Annotated in this window: 22 protein-coding genes and 1 pseudogene; 9 read left to right on the forward strand and 14 right to left on the reverse strand. The window is 53.2% G+C overall.

Translation table 11 applies throughout. The features are described 5' to 3' along the window. Positions 1 to 26: 26 nt before the first annotated feature. The 3 genes from F0Q32_RS10645 to F0Q32_RS10655 form a co-directional block, all read right to left on the reverse strand. On the reverse strand, positions 27 to 2699 hold the full coding sequence (locus tag F0Q32_RS10645) for a glycoside hydrolase family 38 C-terminal domain-containing protein (RefSeq protein WP_149463034.1): 2673 nt from the start codon (positions 2697 to 2699) through the stop codon (positions 27 to 29). Between the two features lie 17 nt (positions 2700 to 2716). Then, positions 2717 to 4675, reverse strand: coding sequence for a fructose-specific PTS transporter subunit EIIC (locus tag F0Q32_RS10650; RefSeq protein WP_149463035.1), 1959 nt, complete (start codon positions 4673 to 4675; stop codon positions 2717 to 2719). 253 nt (positions 4676 to 4928) lie between these two features. After that, positions 4929 to 5588, reverse strand: coding sequence for a MurR/RpiR family transcriptional regulator (locus F0Q32_RS10655; protein ID WP_149463036.1), 660 nt, complete (start codon positions 5586 to 5588; stop codon positions 4929 to 4931). Positions 5589 to 5851: 263 nt separating this feature from the next. On the opposite strand from F0Q32_RS10655, the gene F0Q32_RS10660 reads away from it, so the two are divergent. Both F0Q32_RS10660 and F0Q32_RS10665 read left to right on the forward strand, forming a co-directional pair. After that, positions 5852 to 6415: a glucose-6-phosphate isomerase family protein gene (locus F0Q32_RS10660; RefSeq protein ID WP_149463037.1), complete on the forward strand. Its 564-nt coding sequence runs from the start codon at positions 5852 to 5854 to the stop codon at positions 6413 to 6415. Then, complete coding sequence (locus tag F0Q32_RS10665) at positions 6408 to 7178, forward strand: glucose-6-phosphate isomerase family protein (RefSeq protein ID WP_149463038.1); 771 nt, start codon at positions 6408 to 6410, stop codon at positions 7176 to 7178. The genes F0Q32_RS10660 and F0Q32_RS10665 overlap by 8 nt, the downstream gene beginning before the upstream one ends. Before the next feature lie 41 nt (positions 7179 to 7219). On the opposite strand, the gene F0Q32_RS10670 is transcribed toward F0Q32_RS10665, so the two are convergent. The 5 genes from F0Q32_RS10670 to F0Q32_RS10690 are packed head-to-tail and all read right to left on the reverse strand — an operon-like array spanning position 7220 to position 11527. After that, on the reverse strand, positions 7220 to 8038 hold the full coding sequence (locus tag F0Q32_RS10670) for a PTS system mannose/fructose/sorbose family transporter subunit IID (protein WP_149463039.1): 819 nt from the start codon (positions 8036 to 8038) through the stop codon (positions 7220 to 7222). Next, positions 8038 to 8835, reverse strand: coding sequence for a PTS sugar transporter subunit IIC (locus F0Q32_RS10675; RefSeq protein WP_149463040.1), 798 nt, complete (start codon positions 8833 to 8835; stop codon positions 8038 to 8040). The genes F0Q32_RS10670 and F0Q32_RS10675 overlap by 1 nt, the downstream gene beginning before the upstream one ends. 10 nt (positions 8836 to 8845) lie before the next feature. Then, positions 8846 to 9340 carry a PTS sugar transporter subunit IIB gene (locus F0Q32_RS10680; RefSeq protein ID WP_149463041.1) on the reverse strand — a complete coding sequence of 165 codons (495 nt, stop codon included), beginning with the start codon at positions 9338 to 9340 and terminating at the stop codon, positions 8846 to 8848. 10 nt (positions 9341 to 9350) lie between these two features. Further along, positions 9351 to 9779 carry a PTS sugar transporter subunit IIA gene (locus F0Q32_RS10685; protein WP_149463042.1) on the reverse strand — a complete coding sequence of 143 codons (429 nt, stop codon included), beginning with the start codon at positions 9777 to 9779 and terminating at the stop codon, positions 9351 to 9353. Further along, positions 9779 to 11527: a class I mannose-6-phosphate isomerase gene (locus tag F0Q32_RS10690; protein WP_149463043.1), complete on the reverse strand. Its 1749-nt coding sequence runs from the start codon at positions 11525 to 11527 to the stop codon at positions 9779 to 9781. Before F0Q32_RS10690 ends, F0Q32_RS10685 begins: the two co-directional genes overlap by 1 nt. Positions 11528 to 11712: 185 nt before the next feature. Here F0Q32_RS10690 and F0Q32_RS10695 point away from each other — a divergent pair. After that, positions 11713 to 12714: pseudogene (locus F0Q32_RS10695) on the forward strand (LacI family DNA-binding transcriptional regulator); the annotation flags it as partial. Here F0Q32_RS10695 and F0Q32_RS10700 read toward each other — a convergent pair. From F0Q32_RS10700 to citS, 6 genes are all read right to left on the reverse strand, one after another. After that, positions 12713 to 13411: a response regulator gene (locus F0Q32_RS10700; protein WP_149463045.1), complete on the reverse strand. Its 699-nt coding sequence runs from the start codon at positions 13409 to 13411 to the stop codon at positions 12713 to 12715. The pseudogene F0Q32_RS10695 and the gene F0Q32_RS10700 sit on opposite strands and share 2 nt — an antisense overlap. Then, the gene (locus F0Q32_RS10705; RefSeq protein ID WP_149463209.1) at positions 13404 to 15032 is read right to left on the reverse strand and encodes a sensor histidine kinase; all 1629 of its coding nucleotides are present in this window, start codon (positions 15030 to 15032) and stop codon (positions 13404 to 13406) included. Before F0Q32_RS10705 ends, F0Q32_RS10700 begins: the two co-directional genes overlap by 8 nt. 133 nt (positions 15033 to 15165) lie before the next feature. After that, entirely contained in the window at positions 15166 to 16467 is a 1302-nt protein-coding gene (locus F0Q32_RS10710; protein WP_149463046.1) for an oxaloacetate decarboxylase subunit beta, read from the reverse strand. An 11-nt stretch (positions 16468 to 16478) separates the two neighbouring features. Then, positions 16479 to 18251 (reverse strand): sodium-extruding oxaloacetate decarboxylase subunit alpha, encoded by a 1773-nt coding sequence (gene oadA, locus F0Q32_RS10715; RefSeq protein ID WP_149463047.1) that lies wholly within the window; start codon positions 18249 to 18251, stop codon positions 16479 to 16481. Between the two features lie 15 nt (positions 18252 to 18266). Further along, positions 18267 to 18512 (reverse strand): oxaloacetate decarboxylase subunit gamma, encoded by a 246-nt coding sequence (locus tag F0Q32_RS10720; protein WP_149463048.1) that lies wholly within the window; start codon positions 18510 to 18512, stop codon positions 18267 to 18269. A gap of 140 nt (positions 18513 to 18652) precedes the next feature. Beyond that, positions 18653 to 19993, reverse strand: coding sequence for a citrate/sodium symporter CitS (citS, locus tag F0Q32_RS10725; RefSeq protein WP_149463049.1), 1341 nt, complete (start codon positions 19991 to 19993; stop codon positions 18653 to 18655). A 255-nt stretch (positions 19994 to 20248) separates the two neighbouring features. Between citS and citC the strand changes: the two genes are divergently transcribed. From citC to citG, 6 genes are read left to right on the forward strand one after another with little or no spacing between them, the layout of a single operon-like run. Further along, positions 20249 to 21262 carry a [citrate (pro-3S)-lyase] ligase gene (citC, locus tag F0Q32_RS10730; RefSeq protein WP_149463050.1) on the forward strand — a complete coding sequence of 338 codons (1014 nt, stop codon included), beginning with the start codon at positions 20249 to 20251 and terminating at the stop codon, positions 21260 to 21262. 29 nt (positions 21263 to 21291) lie between these two features. Continuing rightward, positions 21292 to 21585, forward strand: a complete 294-nt coding sequence (gene citD, locus F0Q32_RS10735; protein WP_149463051.1) for a citrate lyase acyl carrier protein — start codon at positions 21292 to 21294, stop codon at positions 21583 to 21585. Beyond that, complete coding sequence (citE, locus tag F0Q32_RS10740) at positions 21582 to 22451, forward strand: citrate (pro-3S)-lyase subunit beta (RefSeq protein ID WP_149463052.1); 870 nt, start codon at positions 21582 to 21584, stop codon at positions 22449 to 22451. Before citD ends, citE begins: the two co-directional genes overlap by 4 nt. Positions 22452 to 22463: 12 nt before the next feature. Then, entirely contained in the window at positions 22464 to 23984 is a 1521-nt protein-coding gene (gene citF / locus F0Q32_RS10745) for a citrate lyase subunit alpha (protein ID WP_149463210.1), read from the forward strand. Continuing rightward, a complete protein-coding gene (citX, locus tag F0Q32_RS10750) occupies positions 23984 to 24535 on the forward strand; it encodes a citrate lyase holo-[acyl-carrier protein] synthase (RefSeq protein ID WP_149463053.1) in 552 nt (183 codons plus the stop codon). Before citF ends, citX begins: the two co-directional genes overlap by 1 nt. Next, on the forward strand, positions 24528 to 25421 hold the full coding sequence (citG, locus tag F0Q32_RS10755; RefSeq protein ID WP_370516878.1) for a triphosphoribosyl-dephospho-CoA synthase CitG: 894 nt from the start codon (positions 24528 to 24530) through the stop codon (positions 25419 to 25421). The genes citX and citG overlap by 8 nt, the downstream gene beginning before the upstream one ends. Positions 25422 to 25552 lie beyond the last annotated feature (131 nt).

Genomic DNA, 25552 nt, shown 5'->3' on the forward strand with positions numbered 1-25552 from the left:
CTACCGGTGCGCCCCTTATCTGTTATTCATGCACCCGGCACACGCTCGGGCCCGTCAATCATTCTCACGGCAAGCGTAATGTAATCTCTGGCGGCAAGGGTTAGGGGGCTATTTACAGGCTCGCGGCGTTCCTCCTGTAAGGTCAGTATTGAGAGCTGATAATCACAGGAAGAGGAGAAAAATAGCGGCTGTGGGGTTTCGCCTGGGTTAAACAGGCGAAGGATAAACTCTCCAGCGCATTCTCCAGGCCTGCACATGCTTAACATGATCCGAGGATTATCCTGAGAGAGCCATGCCGCTGATGGGGGAATTTTTGTTGTCGGGAGCGGAATGGTGAAGCGCTCAAGACGTTCCTCAAAGGTATTCAACTGCTGGAGTTGATACGTCAGATAGTGTTCACGATAGTGATGGCAGGAGAGCATGAGCGTCGCGTCATCAACCTGGCTATCCATGACGAGCGCATAATCGAACGTCATGGCCTGATGCATTTGCGCGTCGGGTGTCTCAACAACCTTGTTGTTAATGCCTGACGCACGCCCTGGTCGCCACAGCGTATCATCTTTACCCAATAGCCCGACGCTACGAAACAGCGTTAACGCCAGCGTGTCTTCAGCAGGGAAGACTTCATATTCCTTAATCCCTTTAGTGATTACGCCGAAGAAGTGGTCGTCATTACGCAATGCAACACAGTTTTCCATCGTGTAGATAGGCATCGGTTTTTCGACAAAACCCTGCTCGCGCCAGTCAGTGACATAGGGGCTAATGTTGTCGCGACGCAGCAACGAGAAGCCTTGATCGGCATAAGAATCAAGGGGGTTTTTGACGGGGGTTTTGAGGTAAACGCGCAGGCGATGATTATCCGCCTGATTCACCAGACTATGGGTTACGCGAACATAATTTTCATGCTGACGCAGTTCGATGGTGGTATGAATCAGAAGCGCTGAAGTACAGTCCCCCTCCAGTCGCTGTGGGATATCCTGTGGTAACTTCAGCGTCGATTCCAGCGTCATTCGGCTGACCATCGGGCTGACCTCGCTGGCGAGAAGGGTAAATGCCCTACTGATGATCGGCTGTTCCGTTTCAAGCGGTGCGAAATCGAACTCGTCACCGTTGTCGCCACAGTCAACGAAGGTTAAGAAATCTTCTACGCACTGCCGGGTAATGCGATTTTCCAGTGCTAATTTGCCGTCGTTCAGGCTCACGCGATAACGATCGCTCTCAATGGTCTGACGCGCCGTCTGCGTCAGCATCATCGCTGCACTCGCCTCTGTTATCTCGTAGGTTTGATAGCCAAGCCCGTTAATGCCTTGCGCAGGAAAGAGAATTTCACTGCGATAGTAATTATCGACCTGCTCCAGCTTCTCGCCTGCCGCGGTGACAATCACCCGCTGACCACCATCCAGTTCCTGTTGATTGAGCACCGTACATTCAACGGGTTTACTCCCCCGCTTAAGGGCGATGCCTTTATCTTTAGTGAAAACGACGGCATGGACCAACCGATTTAATGGGCTGACGTCGCCGTTAAACACGACAAGAATATTGTCCTGCGCCATTTGCTGGCTGATTGCGTGGCTGATTTTCTTTTTCAGCAGGTTAATAAGACTGAGAGCCGAGCGCTCCACGCTGATAAGACGATGTTTGATATTGTGGTTTACTGGATCAGCATTTGTGGCTTCAATGCCGTTATGCGCATGAGCAGAGAATACCTTTTTCCATAACGCATCCATCATCGGCTGCGGCCAATGTATACCGAGCTGGGACGCGATCACGGTGAGCGGTTCCAGTTGATCGAGCAGCTGATGTTCGGTTTGCCACGTCTGGCGTTTTATATCCGCGCGCGTTGAGTGACACGTGCGGTGGATACGCGATTTCTGGCAGGCAAAAAGTTCGCCCTCAATGACGTTATTAAAAGAGCGCTCTTTCCAGGTCTCCTGCATGTACTCTTCATAGCTGGACATTGTAAAGTGGTAAGGCGTATCCCGTTGATTCAACGCCTTGACCGTTTGCGGGAATTGCGCATTCGGCAAAACCTGATCGCCGCCGCAAGGCAGGAGCAGGTTATCGGTGTGGCTATTCATGGCGCTTAGCCGTTCAAGAATAGGCAGCAGGCGATGATTGAGATAATCGGTATCAGTGGAGAGGAATTTTCCCGGACCGTAGCCGTAATACATATAGTTAGTCGCTACGGTTCTATGATTCGGCGCCTGCCAGAGGAAATTCAAATCGCCGCGGATTTGATCGGTATAAATGCCGCGTTGCAGAACGCAATAATCAATACCCGCATCGGTGAATATCGCCGGAAGATAGGCGTGCTGGCCGAAAATATCCGGTAAATAGCCGACATTCATGCTATGTCCAAACTGTTTCGCGGTGCGAATACCGTATTGCAGATTACGGATTAGCGACTCTGTACGAATTAACAACGAATCACACTGGGTGTACCAGGGGCCGACGTAAAGCCGTTTCTGACGGACCAGTTCGGCGATACGTGAGGCGTTCTCAGGGCGCACCTGCAAATAATCGTCGAGAACGATAGCGAGACCATCAAAGGAATAGCTGGGAAAGGTTACATCGCCTTCCAGCAAATCCAGCAGATAATCAATATTCTCGATGAGCAGAATATGCGAGTCCTCGCAGGTAAAATACCACTCAGCATCCCAATGGCAGTGCGGAACAACATAGACGTGTTTTGACGTCATTTGCGTAAATCTCCTGGTCAATTCAGTGTTATCTTGCCAACTTTGATGAAGTAGTAGCGAATCAGAACATTGGCGAAAGCAATGAAGACAATCCCGGCGCCCATGCCGCAAAGATACGCCGGAAGGTTTTGCACTAACGGCCAACCCCATACGGCGGGGAGGGGAAGCCATTGCACGGAACCCAGGCTAATGGCGATTAACGCGCCTATTACAGCGCCAATGATATTGATTGAAATCGTAATGATTGGGTTTTTCAGCATGAAGGGAATCGCACCTTCGCCAATGGCCAGAAATCCCAGAATTAATGATGTGGTGCCTGTGACGCGCAGGTTATCGTCAAACACGCGCTGGCGAACGATAAAACGATCGATAAGCGTGGCCAGGCCAATACCAATGGGGGGGATAACGATCCCCAACACTCTGGCAGTGAGGGGGAAAATGTGATCTGCTGCCAGCCCAATGGCAATCGCACCGGCGGATTTATTGACCGGGCCGCCCAGGTCGAAAGCGGTGAGCGAGGCGATGATGACGGCCAGTGTCAACGTGCTGGAGGTGCCGTGCTCGGTAATAAACTGCTGAAGGAAGCGGTTAAGGCCACCGAAAACAGGATCGACAAAATAGAAATTGATAAAGAAGAGAATCAGGACGGAAAGCCCCGGTACTATCAACATCGGTTTCATCGCCTGCAGGTGCTTATGCAGACGAATATGGTGGTTGAGATAGTTAGCGATAAATCCCGCCAGCGCACCCAGAATCAGAGCACCGAGAAAACCAGAGGGAATGCCGCCAGTCACAGACCAGAAGGTGTAATGCAACCCGCCAGCGAAAGCGCCCCCGACAAATCCCGGAACCAGGCCTGGCCTGTCGGCGATGCTATAGGCCATGTAGGCGGCGAAAACCGGATACATGAACTTCATGATCATGGCGCCATAGAGCGTTAAAAAGTGGCAAATAATCAGTAAGGTATTGTCGTTGCTGGCATAGCTATTGTTGCCGATATCTGTGATGCCCAGCGTGCTGGCAAGTAACTGACCGATCCCCATCATCAAACCCGCGGCGACAATCACCGGAATCATGTAAGAGATCCCGGTAGAGATCCCCTGATAAATTTGTCTGCCAAAAGAGAGTGTATTCGGGCTTGCCTGGCGATCGCCGTTTTCGGCTTCGTTGACCATGCCATCCGGGTGAGTGAGTAAGCGATCAATTAGCCCGTCGGCATCCTTTAATGGTTCTGAAACCGACGTGTTGATGAAGGCTTTCCCGTTAAACCGGGCTTTCCCTTTTGGCGGCAGCGCGGCGGCAAAAATAACGCCACTTGCCTGGGCTATTTGCCCGGCATTCACGGCATCTTCAATACCGTTTGCACCCTGTTTTTCACTAAATACGCGGATCCCGCGGGCAGCTCCGGCTTTTTCCAGCGCTTCCGCTGCCATATAGGTGTGGGCGATCCCGGCGGAGCAGGACGTGATCACAATAATGCTCTGGCCCGTATCATTAACGAGATGCTTTTCTGTGCCAGCGTGATGGTTATCAAGGAGGCTCAGAAATGCTTCAATCGTGGGAGCGGCCTTTAACGCGCGAACATTGTTTTCATCCATCAGCGCCAGGCTTAGCGTTGAGAGCAAACGCAAATGCCCATCATCATCCCCTTGTGGAACGGCTAACAGAAAGACTAATGAGACGTTGTCTTCGCCATCCATAGTGGGCCAATCCGCAATGGGTTGCTTCAGGCGAGCGACGGCAAAGGCGGGCTCTTTAACTGTGGGGGATTTTCCATGAGGTATGGCGATACCCTGTTCGAATCCGGTTTCGGATATATTCTCTCGTTCCCAGACGGCGTGCAGAAATGCGGTTTTATCGCCGATCTTTCCCTTTTCAAACAGCAGGGTGGTGAGGTTATCAAGAATGGTTTCGCGGTTGGACCACTCCTGGTCAAGAAGGATTAATTCCTGAGATGTTACATCACTTAACAACATATACCCCCCAAAATGGTGCGATTTGTTATGTTATTTGAGTTAATTATTCATGGTGGCTAACATAATCGTTCTTTATAAAACGATATTAATAGAATCATTATCGGGTGTTGGTTTAGTTTACTGACAGTATATTTAAGAGAACGGTTTTTTTAGTCAAGTGTATGGCGGTACAACGAATGTATGATAAAACTGTTTTATGTTTTTTTGCGCAGGGGCTTTTTTTGACGGGTAAAATGTGTGGGGGGAATTCATGTTAGCTAATAGCGGTATCTAAAAGCTGATAGCCAATACCATCGATAAAATTCAAAATAGTAATTTGCGTTTCTCTTTTATAGAGGGTGGTCACGTTCTCGTTAGATTCAACATGCCATGCCCGCGAAGCGAGTTTACACAGCGAGGAGTTCGCCTGCGTAATGGCAATCACGCGTAAGTTCTTGCGTTTTGCGTTACGTGCCATGTCGAGAATGTCCGCTGTTTCACCGGATTTACTGACCAGGAGCAGTATGCCCCGGTTGATTAATGCAAGCTGGTGGATATCCACTAACGTTAAGTGTGGAATGCCAGCGATTGAGAGAAAGCGTGAGAGATAATTGAGGCTGGTTAAGGTGGCGCCACGGGCATACAAATAGATATGCTGGCCGCTCTTAAATTCGTTACAGAGCGCATTGAGTTCATTTTCCGCCATGGAATAATTCACGCCGTCGTGCTGACTTTGAAAACTGTGCGTTGACTGATATTTATATCGAAGTTCCGTATAGCTGGAAAACCCCATCTTTTTACTGACGCGATTTACTGACGTTGTTGTTGTAAATGTGACGTTGGCGATTGTTTTTGCCGATAATGTAGATAATCGATGCGCATTGCAAAGTATATATTCATAAATTATCCGTTCTGAACGGGATAATGTATTCATGGCGACTATCCTTATCGTAACAGGGAGAAAGGAGAAAAGAACCTTCATTATCGAAAGGTTGCATCCTTAGGTTAATCTCTTTATCAAGAGGCCGTAAGCTGATTAATATGATTAACCATGCATATTTTAAAAAAAGTTAAGGGTGAATAGGGTCCTGAAAAATAAAGTTGTGAACCAGATTGCGAAACGGTACAGCTTGCCGTGAGGTTAATCGATTAATCTGCTATTGTTTTCTGGCTGTTCTCCTTGGGCCGGAGACAATTATGGATTCTACTATTATTCAGCCGCCGCACCTGGCGTGGTGTAGCGGCGCGCTTTCTGGTGCGCCGCTTCTCACTAAATCCACGACGCTTCAGGATCTTCCCGGCGTGTTTGCCGATCATACATGCTGGCAATCGCTCGCAGGGTCAAAACCTGTTTATCACGTTGAAATGTTTGCCACTCCTGACAGACCCGGTGAGCTTTACACGGGCGTTACGCATCTTATGCCGGGTAAAGTTGGCGAAGAGTTTTTTATGACGCGCGGGCATTTTCATGCGCGGCGTGAGCAAGGAGAGGTTTATATCGGTCTGCGTGGCGAAGGACTCTTACTTTTGCAGGATGAGCAAAATAGCACTCGCCTTGAGCGGGTTTATCCTGGCTCCGTTCATACTATCCCTGGCTTTACAGCGCATCGGTTAATCAATACCGGGAATGAAATTTTGAGTGCATTAGCCGTCTGGCCTTGCTCTGCGGGCCATGACTATTCAGCGCTCAAAAACGGTTTTGCGTTACGTGTGGTTGATGATGCGGGCAGCGTGCGAGTTATGGAGGTGAATCATGACTAATTTTGGCGTGGATATGACTGTTCACTCATCGCCTCTGGGCTTTAGTTATGGCGACGACGTTACCGGGCCAATGCCTGAGATCCGCACACTCGATCAAATCCGTCCTTCATTGCGCGATCCGCAATGCGAAGGGCCGGAAGAGGTGTATGCCATCGCGATGGATGTTGCGCGAATGCAGGATCGCGCAGAGCTGGAAAAGCGAATGCTACTTTTTGGCGTTGTAACTTATGCTGCCGGAACCTTAGGCGAAGAGCCGATACGCAGTCAGGGGCACGTTCATCGCATCAGTCTTCACAGCGGCTGGTCGCCGCCAGAACTGTATGAAATCTGGCAGGGGAAAGCCATTATCTACATGCAGGAGTATGTGGATGACGATCCTGGCCGTTGTTTCGCCGTACTGGCGGGGCCGGGTGATAAGGTACTCGTTCCGCCAGGATGGGGACATGCGACCATATCCGCGAGCCCGGATGAAGCCCTCACTTTTGGGGCATGGTGTGACCGTGAATATGGTTTTGAATATGATGCCGTGCGGGCGCATAAAGGGTTAGCCTGGTATCCACTGGTACAGGAAAAGCAAATCGTCTGGCAGCATAATACTCACTATATGCCGGGGCGCTTGCAGGTTATTACACCGCGTCAGTACCGTGAATTTGGTCTCTCTGATGAGCCTATCTATCAGCAGTTTATCGACGATCCGGCTCGCTTTCAGTTTATTTCCCGCCCGGATAAAGTGGCTGATCTCTGGCGTAATTTCCACCCATAAAAAAACCGGGGCGAAAGCCCCGGCTACAATATCTGTAACACTCACCCTGCAAACAAGCCCGTTGCCACACCGATTGCTGCCACCACTAAAAGTAACAGCATTGCTTTCACCGGTGAGACGCCGCGTTTTGCCATCACATACCAGGTGCCCAGAACCACAACCAGAGGTAAGAGCTGCGGGAAAATACCATCCAGCATCTGCTGGAGATGAATATTTACGCCATCTTTGGTGATGAACTCCAGCCCGGTACCCAGCTTGACGTAGCTGGCCGCCACGCCGCCCATCACAAAGACCCCTAACAAAGAGAGCGCTTCACGCAGACGTGTCGATTTACTGCTGACCAGCATTTCAACCGATCCCGATCCCATCTTGTAGCCTTTCAAAAACAGGAACCACGATCCGGGAATAATGATCGCCAGCCAGGCAATGATATAAAAGAGTGGCCCCAGCACGTTGCCGCCAGCGGCCAGCGCCATCCCAATACTGAGCAAAATGGGGATCAACATTCCCGGGATCATTGAATCACCAATGCCCGCAATCGGCCCCATTAAACCCACTTTGAGCGTGTTAATCGTTTCGCCATCGATAGGCTCGCCGTTGGCTTTTTTCTCCTCCAGTCCGAGTACCATACCGTTAACAATCGCGCCAAGCTGCGGCTCCGTATTGTAAAAAGAAGCATGGCGGCGCAGCATTTCTTTTCGCTCAACGGCGTCCGGATAAAGCTTCTTCGCAACCGGTAGCATACTCAGACAAAAGCCAAAAGATTCCAGACGCTCAAAACTCATGGAGGAGAGGTTATGCATCATCCATGCCCGCCAGCAGCGGCGCAAATCCGTGCGTGTAAGTTTACGTTGTTCCATCAGAATTCATCCTCATCTTCAACTCTGGCGACCGGTGATGTCGTGACTGGCGCTTCAGGTTTGTAGTTGTAATGAATCAGCGCCAGCAGCGCGCCGACAATCACCAGCGCCACCATGTTCAGCTTCAGGAAAACGATGCACACAAAGCCGACAAGGAAGTAGATCAACATGGTGTAATTTTTGATGATCTGTTTGAGTAGAATCGCGATCCCCACTGCCGGGAGTATGCCGCCCAGTACGTTCATGGTGGACAGCACGACTTTAGGCAGGCTTTCCATAAAGCCGCTGATGTACTGCGCGCCAAAATAGACCGCGATAAATGTGGGAACGAAGCGCAGAACAAAGTTGGTGGCCTGAGGGAAAATAACGCTATTGAGATAAATCCCCCGTGCATCATCCTGATCGATAGCCGTATCGGCACGATGATTCCAGAATGAGTTAACGACCATCATCGTGTTAAAGAGGATAGTCCCGGCGATCCCAATGGTCGCCGCCAGCGCGACGGCCACTTCTGGCCCCTGGCCTGACAGGATCCCCAGCGCAATGGCGGGGTAGGCGACAAAGTTTAAATCTGCGGGCATCGACCCGCCAGGAGTGACCATTGCAATGTAGACGGCCTGCACGGCGACGCCGATCATAATACCGGTTTTCACGTCGCCGAGAATTAAGCCAACCAGTAAGCCGGAGACCAGCGGCCTCGTTATCATATACCAGCCGCCGGTCAGGCCCAGCAGCCAGGGGCTACTCAATGCGCCCAGGTAACAGAGAATGCCAATTAATGTGGCTTCGAAAATCATCGCGCGCTCCTTATTTCAGCTTTTGCCAGGCGTCCTGCCAGCTATAAAAACTGGCATCGGGGACCAGGCGAAATTCGATAGAGTGGCCTTGCTCCGTTAGCCAGTTGAAGGCTGCGATTTCATCGCTATTTACGGACTGATTGGGGCCGATCGTGGTGGTATTCGCACGAGCGCTCATTGGGCCAACGTTGATTTTGCCATTGGCATTTTTCAGGCTGATACCGGCTTGCTCAATGCGCTGTAGCGTGAGAGGAGATTTCCCAATCACAAAGTAACGCTTTTCGCTGGCAATCACTTTCGGCAGCTTTTCTATGGCGGTCGCCGTGTCGAAGAGCCAGACTTTGGTATCCGGAACCGCTCCCTTCATGACGGAGGAGAGCAGGGGATCGGCAGCGACTGCGTCATCAATGGCGACAATACCGTCACAGGGCAGCTCTTTTGCCCACCGCGTGACGAGTTGCCCATGGATGACGCGGTCATCAATGCGAACAAACGAAATACTCATATTTGGCTCCTTAAAAATCATCCGACTGCGCTGACGTTGTCAGAACAGCCTGGGTAATCGTCGGTTGGGTTAATGCAATCAGGTGTTGCGCTGCTGCATGGACGTCGTTGAGATGAGCGACCTCGTCGGTTTGCAGCAACATGGGGAAATTGACACCGGCCACCACGGCGACAGGCGGCTGCGTTTGCGGAGAAAAACCATGCTGGCACGCGACATTCCACGGCGTGCCGCTTTGCATATCACATAGCACGACCACGCCGCAGGCTCCTTGGCTCGCTAAACCCAGAACGCGAGCGAAGTCCTGTTTGAAGCCTTCAATTCCGCCTTCTTCGGTGAGCGTGACGGCGTGAACATGAGGAAGTTCGCCATAGACCATGCGACTGCTTTCAAGCAGCGCGGTCGCCAGAGGGCCATGTGAGGCAACAATAAAATGAATCATCACTCCCCCCTTACCCAGGCTTTAATGGTCGCGAGACGCTGGCCCTGGCTTGTGTGGGTAGGCGAGATGCGATATTCGCCGACGCTTGCCGGAACAATAAAGGTTTCCGCATAGCGCACAATGAACGGGCAAAAAGCCTGAGTGGGGCTTTCAACCACAGCTTCGTCACCTTCCACCAGATTAAGAACATTAACGCCGCCCCCCGTATGATGAGTAACCGGCGCGGTAAACCAATGGCGACGCGTTTCGATAAACTCGCGTTCGTGCAAACCAGTGCGCTCTTCATGCCAGCCATCGCCTTGTGCGATAGGGTCTATCCGATTGACCAGATTCTTCATTACCCAGTCAGTATTACGTTGCCAGTCAATCACTTGCTCACCATGTTCCAGATGGACCGGACGCGGCAACCCATCCATGCCCAGACGACCCCAGTCCCAGAGCTTGAAGGTGAAAATGTAAGGCGTTGCGCTGATTTCCAGCACCATTGTGCCTGCACCAGAGCAGTGAACCGTGCCTGCGGGAATCAAAAAGTGATCGTGCTTTTTCGCCGGGAAGCGATTAACAAATCTGGCATCATCAAACGCTTTTTCGCCCCTGGCGGCGGCATGTAAATCGTCCAGCATCGCCTGCGGATGTGTGCCGTTTTTCGTGCCCAGATAAACGTGCGCGCCGGGTTCGGCATCCAGAATGTAATAGCTTTCATCCTGGGTGTAGTGCATTCCAAACTGCTGCTGAATGTATTCAGTCAGAGGATGAACCTGGAAGCTCAGGTTTTGTCCCTGCATGGTATCGAGGAAATCAAAACGGATCGGGAATTCCGCGCCAAAGCGGGCGTGAACGCGTTCACCGAGCAACGCCCGGGGTTGTAAAAGAATCAGATCTTGTGAGGGGATCTCGATCCGCACGTTACCAAAACGCAGCAACAGGCTGTTTTCCTCGGGCACGCAATCAAAACACCATGCGTAATTGGGGGCCGTGGGATCGAGATCGAATTTGTTTTTCATCCACTGACCGCCCCAGACACCGGGATCAAAAAAAGGCATCACGCGGAAGGGGCGTTGTGTGGTGTGTTGCAGACCCGCACGTAAGGCATCGCCGCTGATCATGGCGGGTTTACCGGGTTGCGTGGTATCCAGTAGAAAATCGGTGCGGTTGAGTAACGGGGTTTTGTGCCGGTCAAACACGCGCCATTCAATAAAGAAAGCGCGTTTATAACGGCGAAGCATATCTTCATCGGCGTTATTGGCTCCCCAATTACTTAATCCTTGGTGGCGCATCCGCTGCTGGATTTCCCATCTTGGCAGATCTGCGTAGACCAGCACATCGCCCGGATGCACCAGCGCCGCGCCGGGTCCATAGATGATGGTTAAACCGGGTACGCTTTCTGCCTGGTCACGCAGGTGTGCCATTTTCCCCGCGTCGAAAAATTCAGTTAAGTGATGGCAGGAGAGCACGCCGAACACGCGGTCATCGGTCAGGTTGCGCGCCAGCAAATGATGCAATGCCGTTTCGTCCAGGCGTGCATTTTCCACGTTCAGGGTTTGGCTGGGTTGTAGAGCGGGAAAAACGTTCTGCTCCAGTTCTCGCAAATTGACACCTGGATAGCAATCCACAACCAGCGTCACATTATTACGTTGTGATAGACGGTTGCGCAGAGCCGTAATAATGGGCTCCCACCCTTGCCAGGCTTCATGATCGTACCCGGCAACGGCAACTTCAGGGTACTTATCGTAAACGGAATGATTCATCGTTAATCTCCTTAATCTTTGATTTAAGATTAATCGATTAACCCTTTATGAAAAGAGTGGTTAACGCGATTAACCTGCAAGTTTTGCTAATTCATCGTTAATCTCGCAGGAGAGTGTGAAGCGTCTCACACGCAGTAGTGCAAAAAAGAGGTTATTCGATTAATCTAAACAAAATGGAGGTGATAATGACCACGATAACCCTGGCGAATGTCGCAGAGCGCGCGGGTGTTTCAACTGCGACGGTATCTATGGTCTTGCGAAACCGGGGGCGAATTTCGCAGGCAACTCGCGAGCGGGTTCTCAAGGCACTTGACGAAACGGGCTACGTCTATAACCAAACGGCGGCGAATCTGCGCAACCGAAGCAGCAATCAGGTCGGGCTGCTGTTACATGACATCACTAACCCGTTTTACGGCGAGATGACTGCCGGGTTAAGCCATGAGATGGAGCGTCATGACCTGCTACTTTTCCTTGCCAACAGTGAAGAATCCGGTGAACGGCAGCAACGATTTGTAGATTCGCTGATGCGTAACAACGCCTGCGGGATGGTGCTATGCGCCGCGCGAGAAACGCCGCAATCTTTTTTTGATGGGCTGAAACGGCGTAATATTCCGGCAATTATGGTTGTCAGGCCGCTTAGCGATCCCGATTTCGATTTTGTCGGCACCGATAATTTCCTCGGCACGCAAATGGCGACGGCGCATTTGCTTAAGCTGGGACATCGACATATCGCTTTTATCGGCGGTAGCCAGAACTCCGGCACACGTGCCCAACGTATTGGCGGTTTTACCAGTAAATTACTGGAAAAGGGGATCTCGCCAAATGCGGAATGGATCGTCACCTCGCAGGCCAGCCAAAGCGACGGCGCGCGGGCGGCGGAAGAACTGTTACGTCGCTATCCGCAAATTACTGCCGCAGTTTGTTACCAGGATATCGTGGCGCTGGGCGTGATGCTAACGCTGCGTAAGATGGGGCGCGAACCCGGCCAGGATTTTGCGCTGGTGGGCTTTGATGATATTACCGAAACGGCGCTGGTGCAGCCGGCGTTAACCACGGTGTCCGTCGCGGCCAAAGAAATTGGCCGCAAAGCGGGGGAGTTACTTTTTAGTCGCATTCAGGGCAATGATGAACCACCGAAGCGGATTATCCTTCCGCCTGCGCTGGTCATCCGGGAATCGTGCGGGTTTACGCAATCGGTAACCGTTTCCCCCGATAAATCCGCTCCGGGCGGCCCACTTTCCCATAGTGAATTTCAGCCACCAGAAAGTCTTCTTTGACGCCTTGCTCAAGATACCGTCTGGCCGTCGTCTTGCTGCTACCGAGCAGGCGGGCCAGACTGTCGGCGGTGTGGACGGCGCTAAGGTCGCTGAAAACTTCGCGTACTTTACCTAGCGTATTTTCGTCGATGCCGCGTAGCGCAGAGGGTGGGGGCGTGATGTCTTCCTTTGCCTGCATATTGAAGAGGGCATCCACATGATTCTGACTGGCTTGCTCACTGGATCGCAACGAGCTGCGGTAGCGGGAAAACCGCTCAAGCGTATGCTGAAGTCGCTGGTAGTGCACAGGTTTAATCAGGTAATCAAAGACGCCCAGTTGCAGGGCCTCGCTAATCGTATCCATATGATTATCCGCGGTAATAAAGATAATTCGTCCGCTGAAATGGTTATTGACGGTATAGCGAATCAGATCGATACCTTTGCCATCAGGTAAAAAATTATCAAGTAATATGAGCTGCGGCTGATAAAGCCTGATCATTTTCTTAGCGCTTTCCAGTTTATCCGCGATGCCCACGACTTTGTAACCGTGGAAGGGTTTTAGGGTTTCGACCAAAATCTCTGCCAGCATCGGCTCGTCTTCGACAATAAGGGTAGTAATACTATCCATGATGTTTTTCTCTGGTCAGGGGAATATAGAGTGTAAAAATGGTGCCGCCTGGAAGGTTGTTATCCACAACAATGGTACCGCCAGCTTGGGCAACGTAGCTACGCACCAGCCACAGGCCAATACCGTGATCGCGGTTATTGCTGCTGGTGACACCGCGCTCGAAAATATGATCGCGCAGGGATTCATCGATCCCGCATCCCTGATCGGCGACCTCGATCAAAAACTCCGCACCTTCGCTGTTAATTAAGCATTCAATCTGTGTTGCCCCTTCGGGATGGCGCAGCGTTGCGTTATAGGCGTTATCCAGCAAATTACCGACGATCGAAATCCACTCGTTAGGCGTCAGCGTTTCGGGGAGGGCATCAACATAGCAACCGGGATCAAACACCAGTTCCAGCCCCAGCTCTTTAGCCCGGTAATATTTACCAATCAGAAGCCCGGCAAGGTGATTATTGTTAAAGCGCTGAGCAATAAAATCGAGCACCTTTTGGTGACTTTCCGACTGCTGCTGAATTAGTGCCAGGGCATTATCGTAACGTTTAAGGAATAACAGGCCCGCAATGGTAGAAATGAGATTTCGGTGCTCATGCTGAACGGCCCGCAGATTATCGGCATACTGCTGAACCTGGCTGAGCTGTAGGCTCAGTGTGCTGATATCGTCCTTTTTACGAAAACTGATCACCCACCCCTGTGGTTCATCATTGAGGATCAAGGCCATGCGACTGGCGATCATCTTGATGTGATTAAAGATGACGATTTCATCTTTTTTATTCACTTCCGGACGGTCGTAAAAAAAGGCATTGGGTGAAACGACATCAGAGATGTTTTTACCAATCAGAAGATGTTCCGGCTGTACCAGATTTAGCCAGCGGCGTGCAGTTTGATTGATAGCAGTAATTCGCCAACCTGAGTCAATGGCGATTAACCCTTCAAAAACTGATTCAAATAATACGTTTTGCTGGATCAAGAGCTGTGCCAGCTGCTGGGGCTCCATATTGAGCATCTGTTTTTTGATATGCAGTGAGAAGCGGCGAGCACAAAATAGCAGTAGTACCAGCATCGCGACCATCGGTAATAACACAGAACTAAGTTGTAGGCTGAGCCAGCTTTCCAGTTGCTCAATGGTGTAGCCCACGGATACGATGCCGATGACTTTTCCGGTACTGTCCTGGACGGGCGATTTACCGCGCAAGGATGAGCCAAGCGAACCCTGACGAACGGAGACGTAGCTTTTGGCATTTATTAGCGCGTCCTGGCTATCGCCGCCTTCCATAAATTTGCCAATTTCTTCAGGATTAACATGATAAAGCCGACGACCCTGCGCATCACCAACGGTAATGTAGGTGGCATCAGAGAATGAACGCATCGGGTCAATCAGTTCTTTAATTCGTGGAATGTCTCGCTTTTCTACGGCGCTAACCAGCTCCGGCATGGCCGAAATCTGCATTGCCTGAATTAATGCGCGCTGGCCTACCTGATAATGTAGACGTTCTTCGGTGATGCTGGTGAGATACCAGGTAATGGCCAGCATCACGACGGTCGATGTGAAAAGAATCAGCAAAAAGATGCGATTCTGAAAGGAACGACGGGCAAACCAGTGGGTTAGTCTTTTCGCTACCATATTGATATCAAAAGCTGCATTTTTCACGATCTCAGCAAAAGATGAGCTGTCCGCCCTCATACTTTTGCAGAAATCAGAATTCATTTAGTGAAAAGAAAGCCCGGTCAGCATGACGCTGACCGGGCCTGGTTGTTTACATCGCCAGAACATACTTCAGCATCACGCCTGCGGCGATCGCCGAGCCAATCACGCCTGCCACATTCGGCCCCATCGCGTGCATCAGCAGGAAGTTTTGCGCATCTGCTTCCAGACCGACCTTGTTAGACACGCGTGCCGCCATCGGTACCGCCGAGACGCCTGCTGAGCCGATGAGCGGGTTAATCGGATTCTTACTGAATTTATTCAGTAATTTTGCCATCAACACGCCCGCCGCCGTCCCGATACCAAAGGCGATCACCCCCAGCACCAGAATGCCCAGCGTCTGCGGTTGCAGGAATTTATCCGCCACCAGCTTCGCGCCCACCGACAGACCAAGGAAAATGGTCACGATATTAATCAGCCCGTTCTGCACCGTGTCGCTCAGGCGCTCCACCACGCCGCTTTCACGCATCAGGTTGCCAAAGCAGAACATCCCCAGCAGCGGCGCAGCGTCCGGCAGCAGCAGCGCGACCAGCAACAGCAGGATCACCGGAAAAATGATTTTTTCCCGCTTGCTGATGGTCCGCAGTTGCACCATGCGGATTTTGCGTTCGCGCTCGGTGGTCAGCGCCTTCATGATGGGCGGCTGGATCAACGGCACCAGCGCCATGTAAGAGTAGGCCGCTACAGCAATCGCCCCGAGCAGCTCCGGCGCCAGTTTACTGGCGAGGTAGATAGCCGTCGGGCCATCCGCGCCGCCGATAATGCCGATCGCCGCCGCCTGCGGCAGGGTGAAGTGGATGAACCCAAGGTAGTTCAGCCCCAACGCGCCCAGTACCGTAGCGAAGATGCCGAACTGCGCCGCCGCCCCGAGCAGCAGTGTGCGCGGGTTGGCCAGCAGCGGGCCGAAGTCGGTCATCGCCCCGACGCCCATAAAAATCACCAGCGGCGCGACGCCGGAGCCAATCGCTACTTTATAGAACAGCGCCAGCACGCCCGGCGTGTAACCCATATCCACTGCCAGCGTTTCCATCTGGTTTTGCACCGACGGTAACGCCAGCGCCAGCGCCTCCTTGATGGCGTGAACATCCGGCGTGCAGTTGAGCTTCGCGGCTATCACTGTCAATTGCCCGGCGTCGTGATGCGCCAGCAGGCTCTCCAGCGCGGTCATTGCCATCCCGGCTTCCGGAATGTTCGACAGCAGGCCGCCGAAGCCAATGGGCAGCAGCAGCAGCGGTTCAAACTTTTTCGCGATGGCCAGCCACAGCAGCAGCAGGCTGACCAGCAGCATCACCGCCTGGCCTGCGCTGAGGTGCATCAGCCCCATGCCCTGAAGCAGGGCGTTCAGACTCTCCATATCCGCCCCCGTTACGCCAGCGTCATCAGGGTGTCACCCACCGCAACCGCATCCCCGGCTTTCACCGTGATGCCGCGTACCGTGCCTGCCTGCGCGGCGCGGATCTCCGTTTCCATCTTCATGGCTTCGAGGATCAGCAACACGTCGCCTTCTGCCACCTTCTGGCCTTCGCTGGCGATGACTTTCCAGATATTCCCGGCCAGCGGCGCGGCAACCGGAGTGCCTGTGCCCGCCGGAGCAGGAGCCTGTGGCGCCGGAGCCGATGATGCGGCGACAGGCGTGATATCGCCGCCATCGCTTACTTTCACCACCCAGGCTTTGCCGTCCACTTCGACGGTATAAATACCGCTGGAGGCCGACGGTTTTGGCGCGCTGACCGGGGCGGCTGGCTTAGCGGACGCCAGCTCAGGGCGCGGCTCAAAGGCCGCCGGGTTATCGCGATTCTCAAGGAACTTCAGGCCCGGCTGCGGGAAGAGCGCCACGGTCAGGACATCATCAATGGCGTTATCGGCAAGCGTAATGCCTTTTTCCTGCGCCTGACGTTTGATATCCGCTTCCAGCGTCGCCAGTTCCGGTTTCAGCAGGTCTGCCGGGCGACAGGTAATTGCCTGCCCGCCTTCCAGCACCTTAGCCTGCAACGCGGCGTTCACCGGTGCGGGTGTACGGCCATACTCGCCTTTCAAAATTCCCGCCGTCTCTTTGGCGATGGATTTATAGCGCTCGCCGGTCAGCACGTTGAGCACCGCCTGAGTGCCGACAATCTGAGACGTGGGCGTCACCAGGGGAATAAACCCGAGGTCTTCGCGCACACGTGGGATTTCGGCCAGCACCGCATCAAGCTTGTCGGCGGCGTTCTGCTGCTTCAGCTGGCTTTCCAGGTTGGTGAGCATCCCGCCCGGTACCTGCGCCACCAGAATGCGGCTGTCATAGCCTTTCAGTTGACCTTCAAAGCTGTGGTATTTCTTACGCACGTCGCGGAAGTAGGCTGCGATTTTCTCAATCTGCGGCAGCGAGAAACCGGTATCGTGCGGCGTGTCCGCCAGGGTGGCGACCAGCGCTTCGGTGGCCGGGTGACCGTAGGTGGCGCTCATCGACGAAATCGCCGTATCGACGCCATCGACGCCCGCGTCAATCGCTTTGAGCAGCGCCATTTCCGCCATGCCGGTGGTGGCGTGGCAGTGCAGATGCAGACGCACGTCATAGCGTTTTTTGATTTCACTGACCAGTTCATACGCCGCACCGGGCGTCAGGATGCCGGACATATCCTTGATGGCGACAGAGTCGACGCCGATTTCCAGCAGTTGTTCCGTCAGGTCGAGCCAGGTTTGCAGGTTATGCGCCGGGCTGGTGGTGTAAGAGAGTGTGCCCTGCGCATGCGCGCCGTGGCTGCGCACCGCTTCAAGGGAGGCCTTCATATTGCGCGGATCGTTCATGGCGTCAAACACGCGGAACACGTCCATGCCGTTTTTCACGGCGCGCTCGACAAAGCGTTCCACCACGTCATCGGCGTAGTGGCGATAGCCCAGTAAATTCTGCCCGCGCAGCAGCATTTGCAGCGGGGTTTTCGGCAGGGCTTTTTTCAGCTCACGCAGGCGTACCCACGGGTCTTCGCCCAGAAAGCGAATGCAGGCGTCAAAGGTGGCGCCGCCCCAACATTCAAGCGACCAGTAGCCCACGTCATCGAGCGCCGCGGCAACCGGCAGCATATCGTCAAGACGCAGACGGGTGGCAAACAGAGACTGGTGAGCGTCGCGCAGGACGACATCGGTAATAGCAACGGTCATAAATTTCTCCGTGAATTAAGCATTAAGGCGACGATGATGGTGAATAGCCGCCGCGATAACCGGCTTAAGCTGGCTAAAGTCATCGACGGGAGCAGGAACAGGGCGTGGCACAGCAACCGGTTCGGGTTCAGGAAAGAAGCGGTTGATGAGGGTGGACATACCCCGGATGGCCAGGATGAGTAAAAAAAGGAAGGTGAGGACAAACCCCATTCCCAGGAGCATCAGGGTGATCCCTTCGCCCAATAGTGCGGCATCATTCATGATGAGATTCTCAGGTAAGAGCACAACGGTACGTTGGAAGGTAAAGTGCGACGGTAAAGAGTGGATTTCCCCAGCCGCCCCGGCTCAGGCTCTTATCGCTATCGCCACTTACCCTCTGCGCGTACCGTTGTGCGAATGCGTTACACCATCATGCCGAACACGATGCTGGCGATGACCAGCACAATACCGCCGCCCAGACGAGAGGAGATTTGTGCATAAGAGATCAGGTTCATACGGTTACAGGCGGAGAGCACTTCCAGGTCACCGGAACCACCACGGTTCGCCATACACAGGCCTGCGGTAATCGCGGATTCGACCGGGAAGAAGCCAATCACCCAACCGCCCAGCGCTGCGCCGACCACGGCACCGATCACGATAACGGCGGCGATAATGACGTTGGCGAAGGTCAGCGCATCAATGATTTCCTGGAGGTCGGTGTAGCAAACGCCGACGCCGACCATCAGCACCCACAGCATCTGTTTAGAGAAGAAATCGGACAGGCGTTTAGCCCCCGCTTTGATTTCCGGTGAGCAAAGGCCTGAGGCATTCAGCGCTGCGACAATCAGTACCATCCAGGCAAAAGTATGAATTTCTACGCCGCCGATGTTCGGCAGAATGGCTTTCGCCATGACATAGGCCAGCACGAAGCAGGTGGTGGAGAGCACCAGGCCAACCGCGGTTTCACGATGAGTAATTGGGCCTGCTTTTTCATCTTCTTCCGCTTTGAAAGAGGCTTTACGCACCAGTTCGCCTTCGCCGCTTAATACCGGGTATTTCTTGCCGATGATGTCGAGGAAAGCGGCATAGATGATGGCGAAAATGTTCGCGATAGTCAGAATCGCAATCGCGGTAGAGTAGTACTCTTCACGTGAGCGACCGGTGACAGAGTGATAAATTTCCGACAACGGAACCGCGCCTGCGCCATTACCGCCGCCCATAATCGGCAGTACGTACAGCATCATGATGCGATCGACCGGAATGCCAAAGCACAGGCCAATAAGAATCCCAAAAACAGACGCGCCCAGAATCCCCAGAAGAATCGTTGGAATATATCCCAGCAGTGATTTCAGCAATAATTTACGGTTAACCGATAAGATTGCCCCGGTGATCAATACGGAAATGAATAAGTTCAGGAAGTTCGTTTCATCCATGACTTTGGTAATGGTGTCGATCTCTTTCTGCGTGAATATTCCGGCATACACAAAATAAGCGGCGACAAGAAAAATCATTACCGGTGCGCCACCAATATATTTATTAAATATCGGCAGGCGTTTACCAATCTCACCAAATACAGCACCAATAATAAACATTAGCGCAAAACCGCCGACAACATCGCCCGGCAGCTTATCGTTAAAGTGGGAAAGTAATAAAGTGATTAACGCAAACGCGTAAAGCGGCAGAGACATACCAAATATCTTAAAATTCAGCAGGTCACGCACGCCTTTCTTCTCCGTCTCAGGAGATGTGCTGATGTTACTCATAGGGCATCCTGTCGTTGATAAAGGGAGTGGTAATACGCTGCGGATGGTAATAAATGAGGCCTGCTGTTGATTGTGATAATCTTCACTTTCCGGTAGTGTTTTTAATTAATTTAATTATTTTATCTTTCCGAATTAATTAACAACATAAAAACCATAAGGACAATAAAACCAGACGCAAAAGTGTGATTTAACATCAGGACGCGGTGAGTGAATAGTGGCGAAATAGCCGCCGTTATTCCCGACGGACATTGAGTTATGGATCTTATTTATCACTGCTGCGACCCGCATCATGACATCGCTAGCCGTCAGGCCGTTGAGGCCTTTCTTGCTAACGCGCACCTAAAACTTGAAGCCGATTGCGACGTGCTGGTAATGGCGAAGTCTCAGGGGCGGCTGGTGGGATGCGGGGCAATTGCCGGAAATGTCATTAAATGCATCGCGGTCGATCCCACGCTTCAGGGCAGTGGCTTAAGCCTGAAATTATTAACGGAACTGGTGACGCTGGCGTTTGAACGTGGCCACAGTGAACTATTTCTGTTCACGAAACCTGAAAATGTCGCGCTTTTTTCCGGAGCAGGGTTTTGGCCGATTGCGCAGGCTGAAGGGCAGGCGGTGCTGATGGAAAACAGCCGTGAGCGGCTGGCACGCTACTGCCGACAGCTCTCGCTGTATCGTCGTCCCGGGAAGAAAATCGGCGCCATCGTGATGAACGCCAACCCTTTCACGCTGGGGCATCTCTGGTTAGTGGCGCAGGCCGCCGCGCAGTGCGACTGGCTGCATCTGCTGATGGTTAAAGAAGACGCCTCCTTTTTTAGCTATGCCGATCGCTGGCAATTGATCGAGCAAGGTATCGCGGGGATCCATAACGTTACCCTCCACCCAGGATCGGCGTGGTTAATTTCGCGCGCCACCTTCCCGGGGTATTTCTTAAAAGATAAGGGCGTGGTTGATGATTGCCACAGCCAGATCGATCTACAGCTTTTTCGCGAACGCTTCGCCCCCGCTCTGGGTATCACTCACCGTTTCGTTGGCACGGAACCTTTCTGCCCGTTAACCCGCGCCTATAACCAGCGAATGAAAACGTTACTGGCGCCGACGGTTGAGGTTGTGGAGCTTCCACGGCTGGAACAACAGGGGGGCGCAATTTCTGCTTCGCGTGTGCGCAAACTTTATGCCGAGCGCAACTGGCGTGCGATTGCTCAACTGGTGCCACCCACAACACTCGATTTTCTGACGCGTCTGGCGGCGGAGAGTCCGCAAACCGCCTGATACGATTTTTATTAATAAGGAACGACTTCATGGAAATCATAAAAGATGCCCTGGCCGGCACGCTGGAATCCAGCGATGTGATGGTCAGGATCGGCCCATCCAGCGAGCCGGGTATCCAGCTTGAGCTGGAGAGCCTGGTGAAACAGCAGTTTGGCGCGGCGATAGAACAGGTTACCCGTGAAACGCTGGCAAAGTTAGGCGTGACCAACGCCGCCGTTGCAGTCGATGACAAAGGCGCGCTGGAGTGCGTGCTGCGTGCTCGCGTGCAGGCGGCAGCCATGCGCGCTGCGGGGCAAGCTGAGATTGTATGGGAGGCATTATGAAGCCACGTCGCAGTATGTTGTTCATTCCCGGCGCGAATGCCGCCATGTTAAGTACCTCTTTTGTCTATGGCGCGGATGCGGTCATGTTCGACCTTGAGGATGCAGTTTCCCTGCGCGAAAAGGACAGTGCGCGGCTGTTGGTGCATCACGCATTACAGCATCCGTTTTACCAGGATGTGGAGAAGGTCGTACGTATTAACCCGTTGAATACTCCATTCGGTCTGGCCGATCTGGAAGCCGTTGTGCGCGGCGGTGTGGACATCGTGCGTTTGCCGAAAACGGACAGTAAAGAAGATGTGCTGGAGCTGGAAGCACACGTAGAGCGCATTGAGCGCGCGTGTGGCCGTGAGGTGGGCAGCACCAAACTGATGGCGGCGATTGAGTCAGCGACTGGTGTGGTCAACGCGGTGGAGATCGCCCGTTCCAGCCCGCGCATGGTGGCGATTGCGCTGGCGGCGTTCGACTACGTGATGGACATGGGCACCTGCCGTGGCGATGGTAGCGAGCTGTTTTATGCGCGCTGTGCGGTATTGCACGCCGCGCGTGTCGCCGGGATCGCGGCCTACGATGTGGTCTGGTCTGATATCAATAATGAAGAAGGCTTCCTGAAGGAAGTGCAGCTCGCCAAAGGATTGGGTTTCAACGGTAAATCATTGGTGAATCCGCGGCAAATTGAGCTTTTGCATCAGGCCTATGCGCCAACGCGCGGCGAAGTCGCTCATGCATTTGAAGTCATTGCGGCAGCTGAAGAGGCGGAGTCTCGCGGGCTGGGCGTCGTTTCATTAAACGGCAAAATGATTGACGGGCCGATTATCGATCACGCCCGCAAAGTGGTGGCGCTGTCTGCCTCCGGCGTACGCGATTAAGGGGAAGGGATGATGAAAGATACCGTGGAAATGTTGCATCAGCAGTACATTGTGCCCGAAGGGCTTAAGCCCTACGCTGGCGTTAGCGCCCATAGTCCCTGGCTGGCCTGTGAAAAAGAGAAACGCTCACGCAAAATCTGCGCATCGTTAGAAGACGCGATTCGCCGCTCCGGGCTACAGAATGGGATGACCATCTCCTTCCATCACGCGTTTCGTGGCGGCGACAAGGTCGTCAATATGGTGGTAGAGAAACTGGCGCAGATGGGCTTTCGCGATCTCACGCTGGCGTCCAGTTCACTGATTGACGCGCACTGGCCGCTTATTGAACACATCAAAAATGGCGTCATCCGCCAGATTTACACCTCGGGATTGCGCGGTAAATTAGGTGAAGAGATCTCCGCTGGGCTGATGGAAAATCCGGTGCAGATCCATTCCCACGGCGGTCGCGTGAATCTGCTGCAATCGGGCGAGTTAAACATTGATGTCGCCTTCCTCGGCGTGCCTTGCTGCGATGAATTCGGCAACGCTAACGGGTTTAGCGGCAAATCGCGCTGTGGTTCGCTGGGTTACGCCAAAGTTGATGCGCAATACGCGAAGACGGTGGTATTGCTGACTGAAGAGTGGGTCGCCTATCCCAATTATCCGGCCAGCATTGAGCAGGATCAGGTTGATCTGATCGTTCAGGTCGAAGAGGTGGGCGATCCGGCAAAAATTACCGCCGGGGCGATCCGTCTTTCCAGCAATCCGCGCGAACTGTTGATAGCCCGCCAGGCGGCAAATGTGATTGAGCACTCCGGGTATTTCAAAGAGGGCTTTTCGCTGCAAACCGGTACCGGTGGCGCATCGCTGGCGGTGACGCGTTTCCTGGAAGATAAAATGCGTCGCCATCATATTACCGCCAGTTTCGGTCTGGGCGGGATCACTGGCACGATGGTCGATCTGCATGAAAAAGGGCTGATTAAAGCGCTGCTGGACACGCAATCTTTTGATGGCGATGCTGCGCGTTCGCTGGCGCAAAACCCCAACCATATTGAAATCTCGACGAATCAATATGCCAGCCCGACCTCTAAAGGCGCATCCTGCGAAAGGCTCAACGTTGTGATGCTCAGCGCGCTGGAAATTGACGTCAATTTCAACGTAAACGTTATGACGGGCTCGAATGGCGTGCTGCGCGGCGCATCCGGCGGCCACAGCGATACGGCGGCGGGGGCGGATCTCACCATTATTACCGCGCCGCTGGTACGCGGGCGCATTCCGTGCGTGGTGGAGAAAGTGCTCACCACCGTAACGCCGGGCGCCAGCGTCGATGTGCTGGTCACCGATCACGGTATCGCCGTAAACCCGGCGCGTCAGGACTTGATCGATAACCTGCGTGAGGCGGGTATTCCCATGATGACCATTGAGCAGTTGCAGCAGCGTGCGGAGCTGCTAACGGGTAAACCTCAACCGATTGAATTCACTGACCGTGTCGTGGCAGTCGTGCGCTATCGCGATGGCTCGGTGATAGACGTTATCCGCCAGGTTAAAGCCTGATGAAACGCGCAGATCTGCTCTTTGAAGGGCAGCCCGTTACGCTCACAGAGATGCTTCAGGCGCGCGAGCAGCGCGTTATTCGGCAGCAACGAATGCTGGGGCTTTATTGCCAGCCGCTGGTCTCTTTCACACTTGTTGCGCCCGGGCCTATCAAAAATAGCCCCGCCTGGCGCGATGTTGCCGAAGCCGCGCGTAAGGCCGTGTTAACACTGTGCCAGCGCTACGACTGGCGTATTGAAGGTAACGTGGAGTGTGTCGCGAATAGCGGGCCTGAATGGATGATAGCGGTCTGCGCGCCGTCGATAAGGTTGAAAGAGGTACTGGTCGAACTTGAGCGAATGCATCCGCTGGGGCGACTGTGGGATCTGGACGTCATTAATGAAGTTGGCACGGCAATTTCGCGACGAGAGCTTGGTCTTCCGGCGCGCCGTTGCCTGATTTGTGAGAAGGACGCGCATCTGTGCGCACGTGCCAGAACGCATTCGCTGGCGATGCTGCTGGACGACGTTGCCCGAAGGATTGAGAGCTATGAGCGAAATACTGATGACTGAATCGCCCGTAAACAAAGTCTGTGCTTTTGATGAGGAGAGCCTGGTAAAGCGGGTTCGTCTGGCCCTTCTCACCGAGGTACGCTTAACGCCTAAGCCCGGTCTGGTAGACATTCGTAATACGGGCGCGCACAAGGACATGGACCTGGCCGCTTTTGAAAGAAGCACGGCGGCGATTGCGCCGTGGATGGCCCGGTTTTATCAAATAGGTTATGAGTCAGCGACGGGAAACGCCGAGTGGGTGTTGCCTATGATCCGGCCAATTGGCGTTGCCTGCGAATGCGATATGTTGCAGGTGACGGGGGGCGTGAATACTCACCGCGGTGCAATTTTTGCGTTCGGTCTGCTTAGTGCGGCGATAGGTCGTTTGAATGCGCAGAATGTTCCACTGGAACAAAATCTGATGTGTGATGTAGTCGCGCAGTTTTGCCATCACCTGGTGGCAAAAGAGTTGTCGGTGCCAAAGGGCGGAAAACTCAGTAAAAGTGAGTCTCACTTTCTACAGTTTGGTCTGGCCGGCGCCCGTGGCGAAGCGGAAAGCGGTTTTCGCACCGTGCGTACGCAGGCGCTGCCGGTCTATAACCGGGTGATGGCAGAACTGGGAGATACGAATCTTGCACTCCTGCAAACCTTATTGCATCTCATGGCCTGGAACGATGACACCAATCTGGTGGCGCGCGGGGGATTATCGGGGCTCTATTACGTGCAACAGCAAGCGCAGAAATTGCTGTGGGAAGGTGGAGTATTACACCCCGGTGGAATTGAAGCCCTGCAGCAGCTTGATGATGAGTTGATTGCCCGCCATCTTAGCCCTGGCGGCAGCGCCGATCTGCTGGCGGTGACCTGGTTTTTAAGCCATTTTCCGGCTGGAATGCTTTTTAAGAACTAAATTCTGCTACTGGCTCCTCTTTTTAGCCATGATTCGTCCTTCCCGATGAATCATGGCTTTTACTGATATTCCCCTCTGTTTATCATTTAATTCTAATTATGGGCGTTTTCGGCTGGCGGCCTCCGGGCGGG

Origin of the sequence: Pseudocitrobacter sp. 73, from assembly GCF_008369545.1 — a bacterium.
Lineage (GTDB): Bacteria > Pseudomonadota > Gammaproteobacteria > Enterobacterales > Enterobacteriaceae > Pseudocitrobacter > Pseudocitrobacter vendiensis.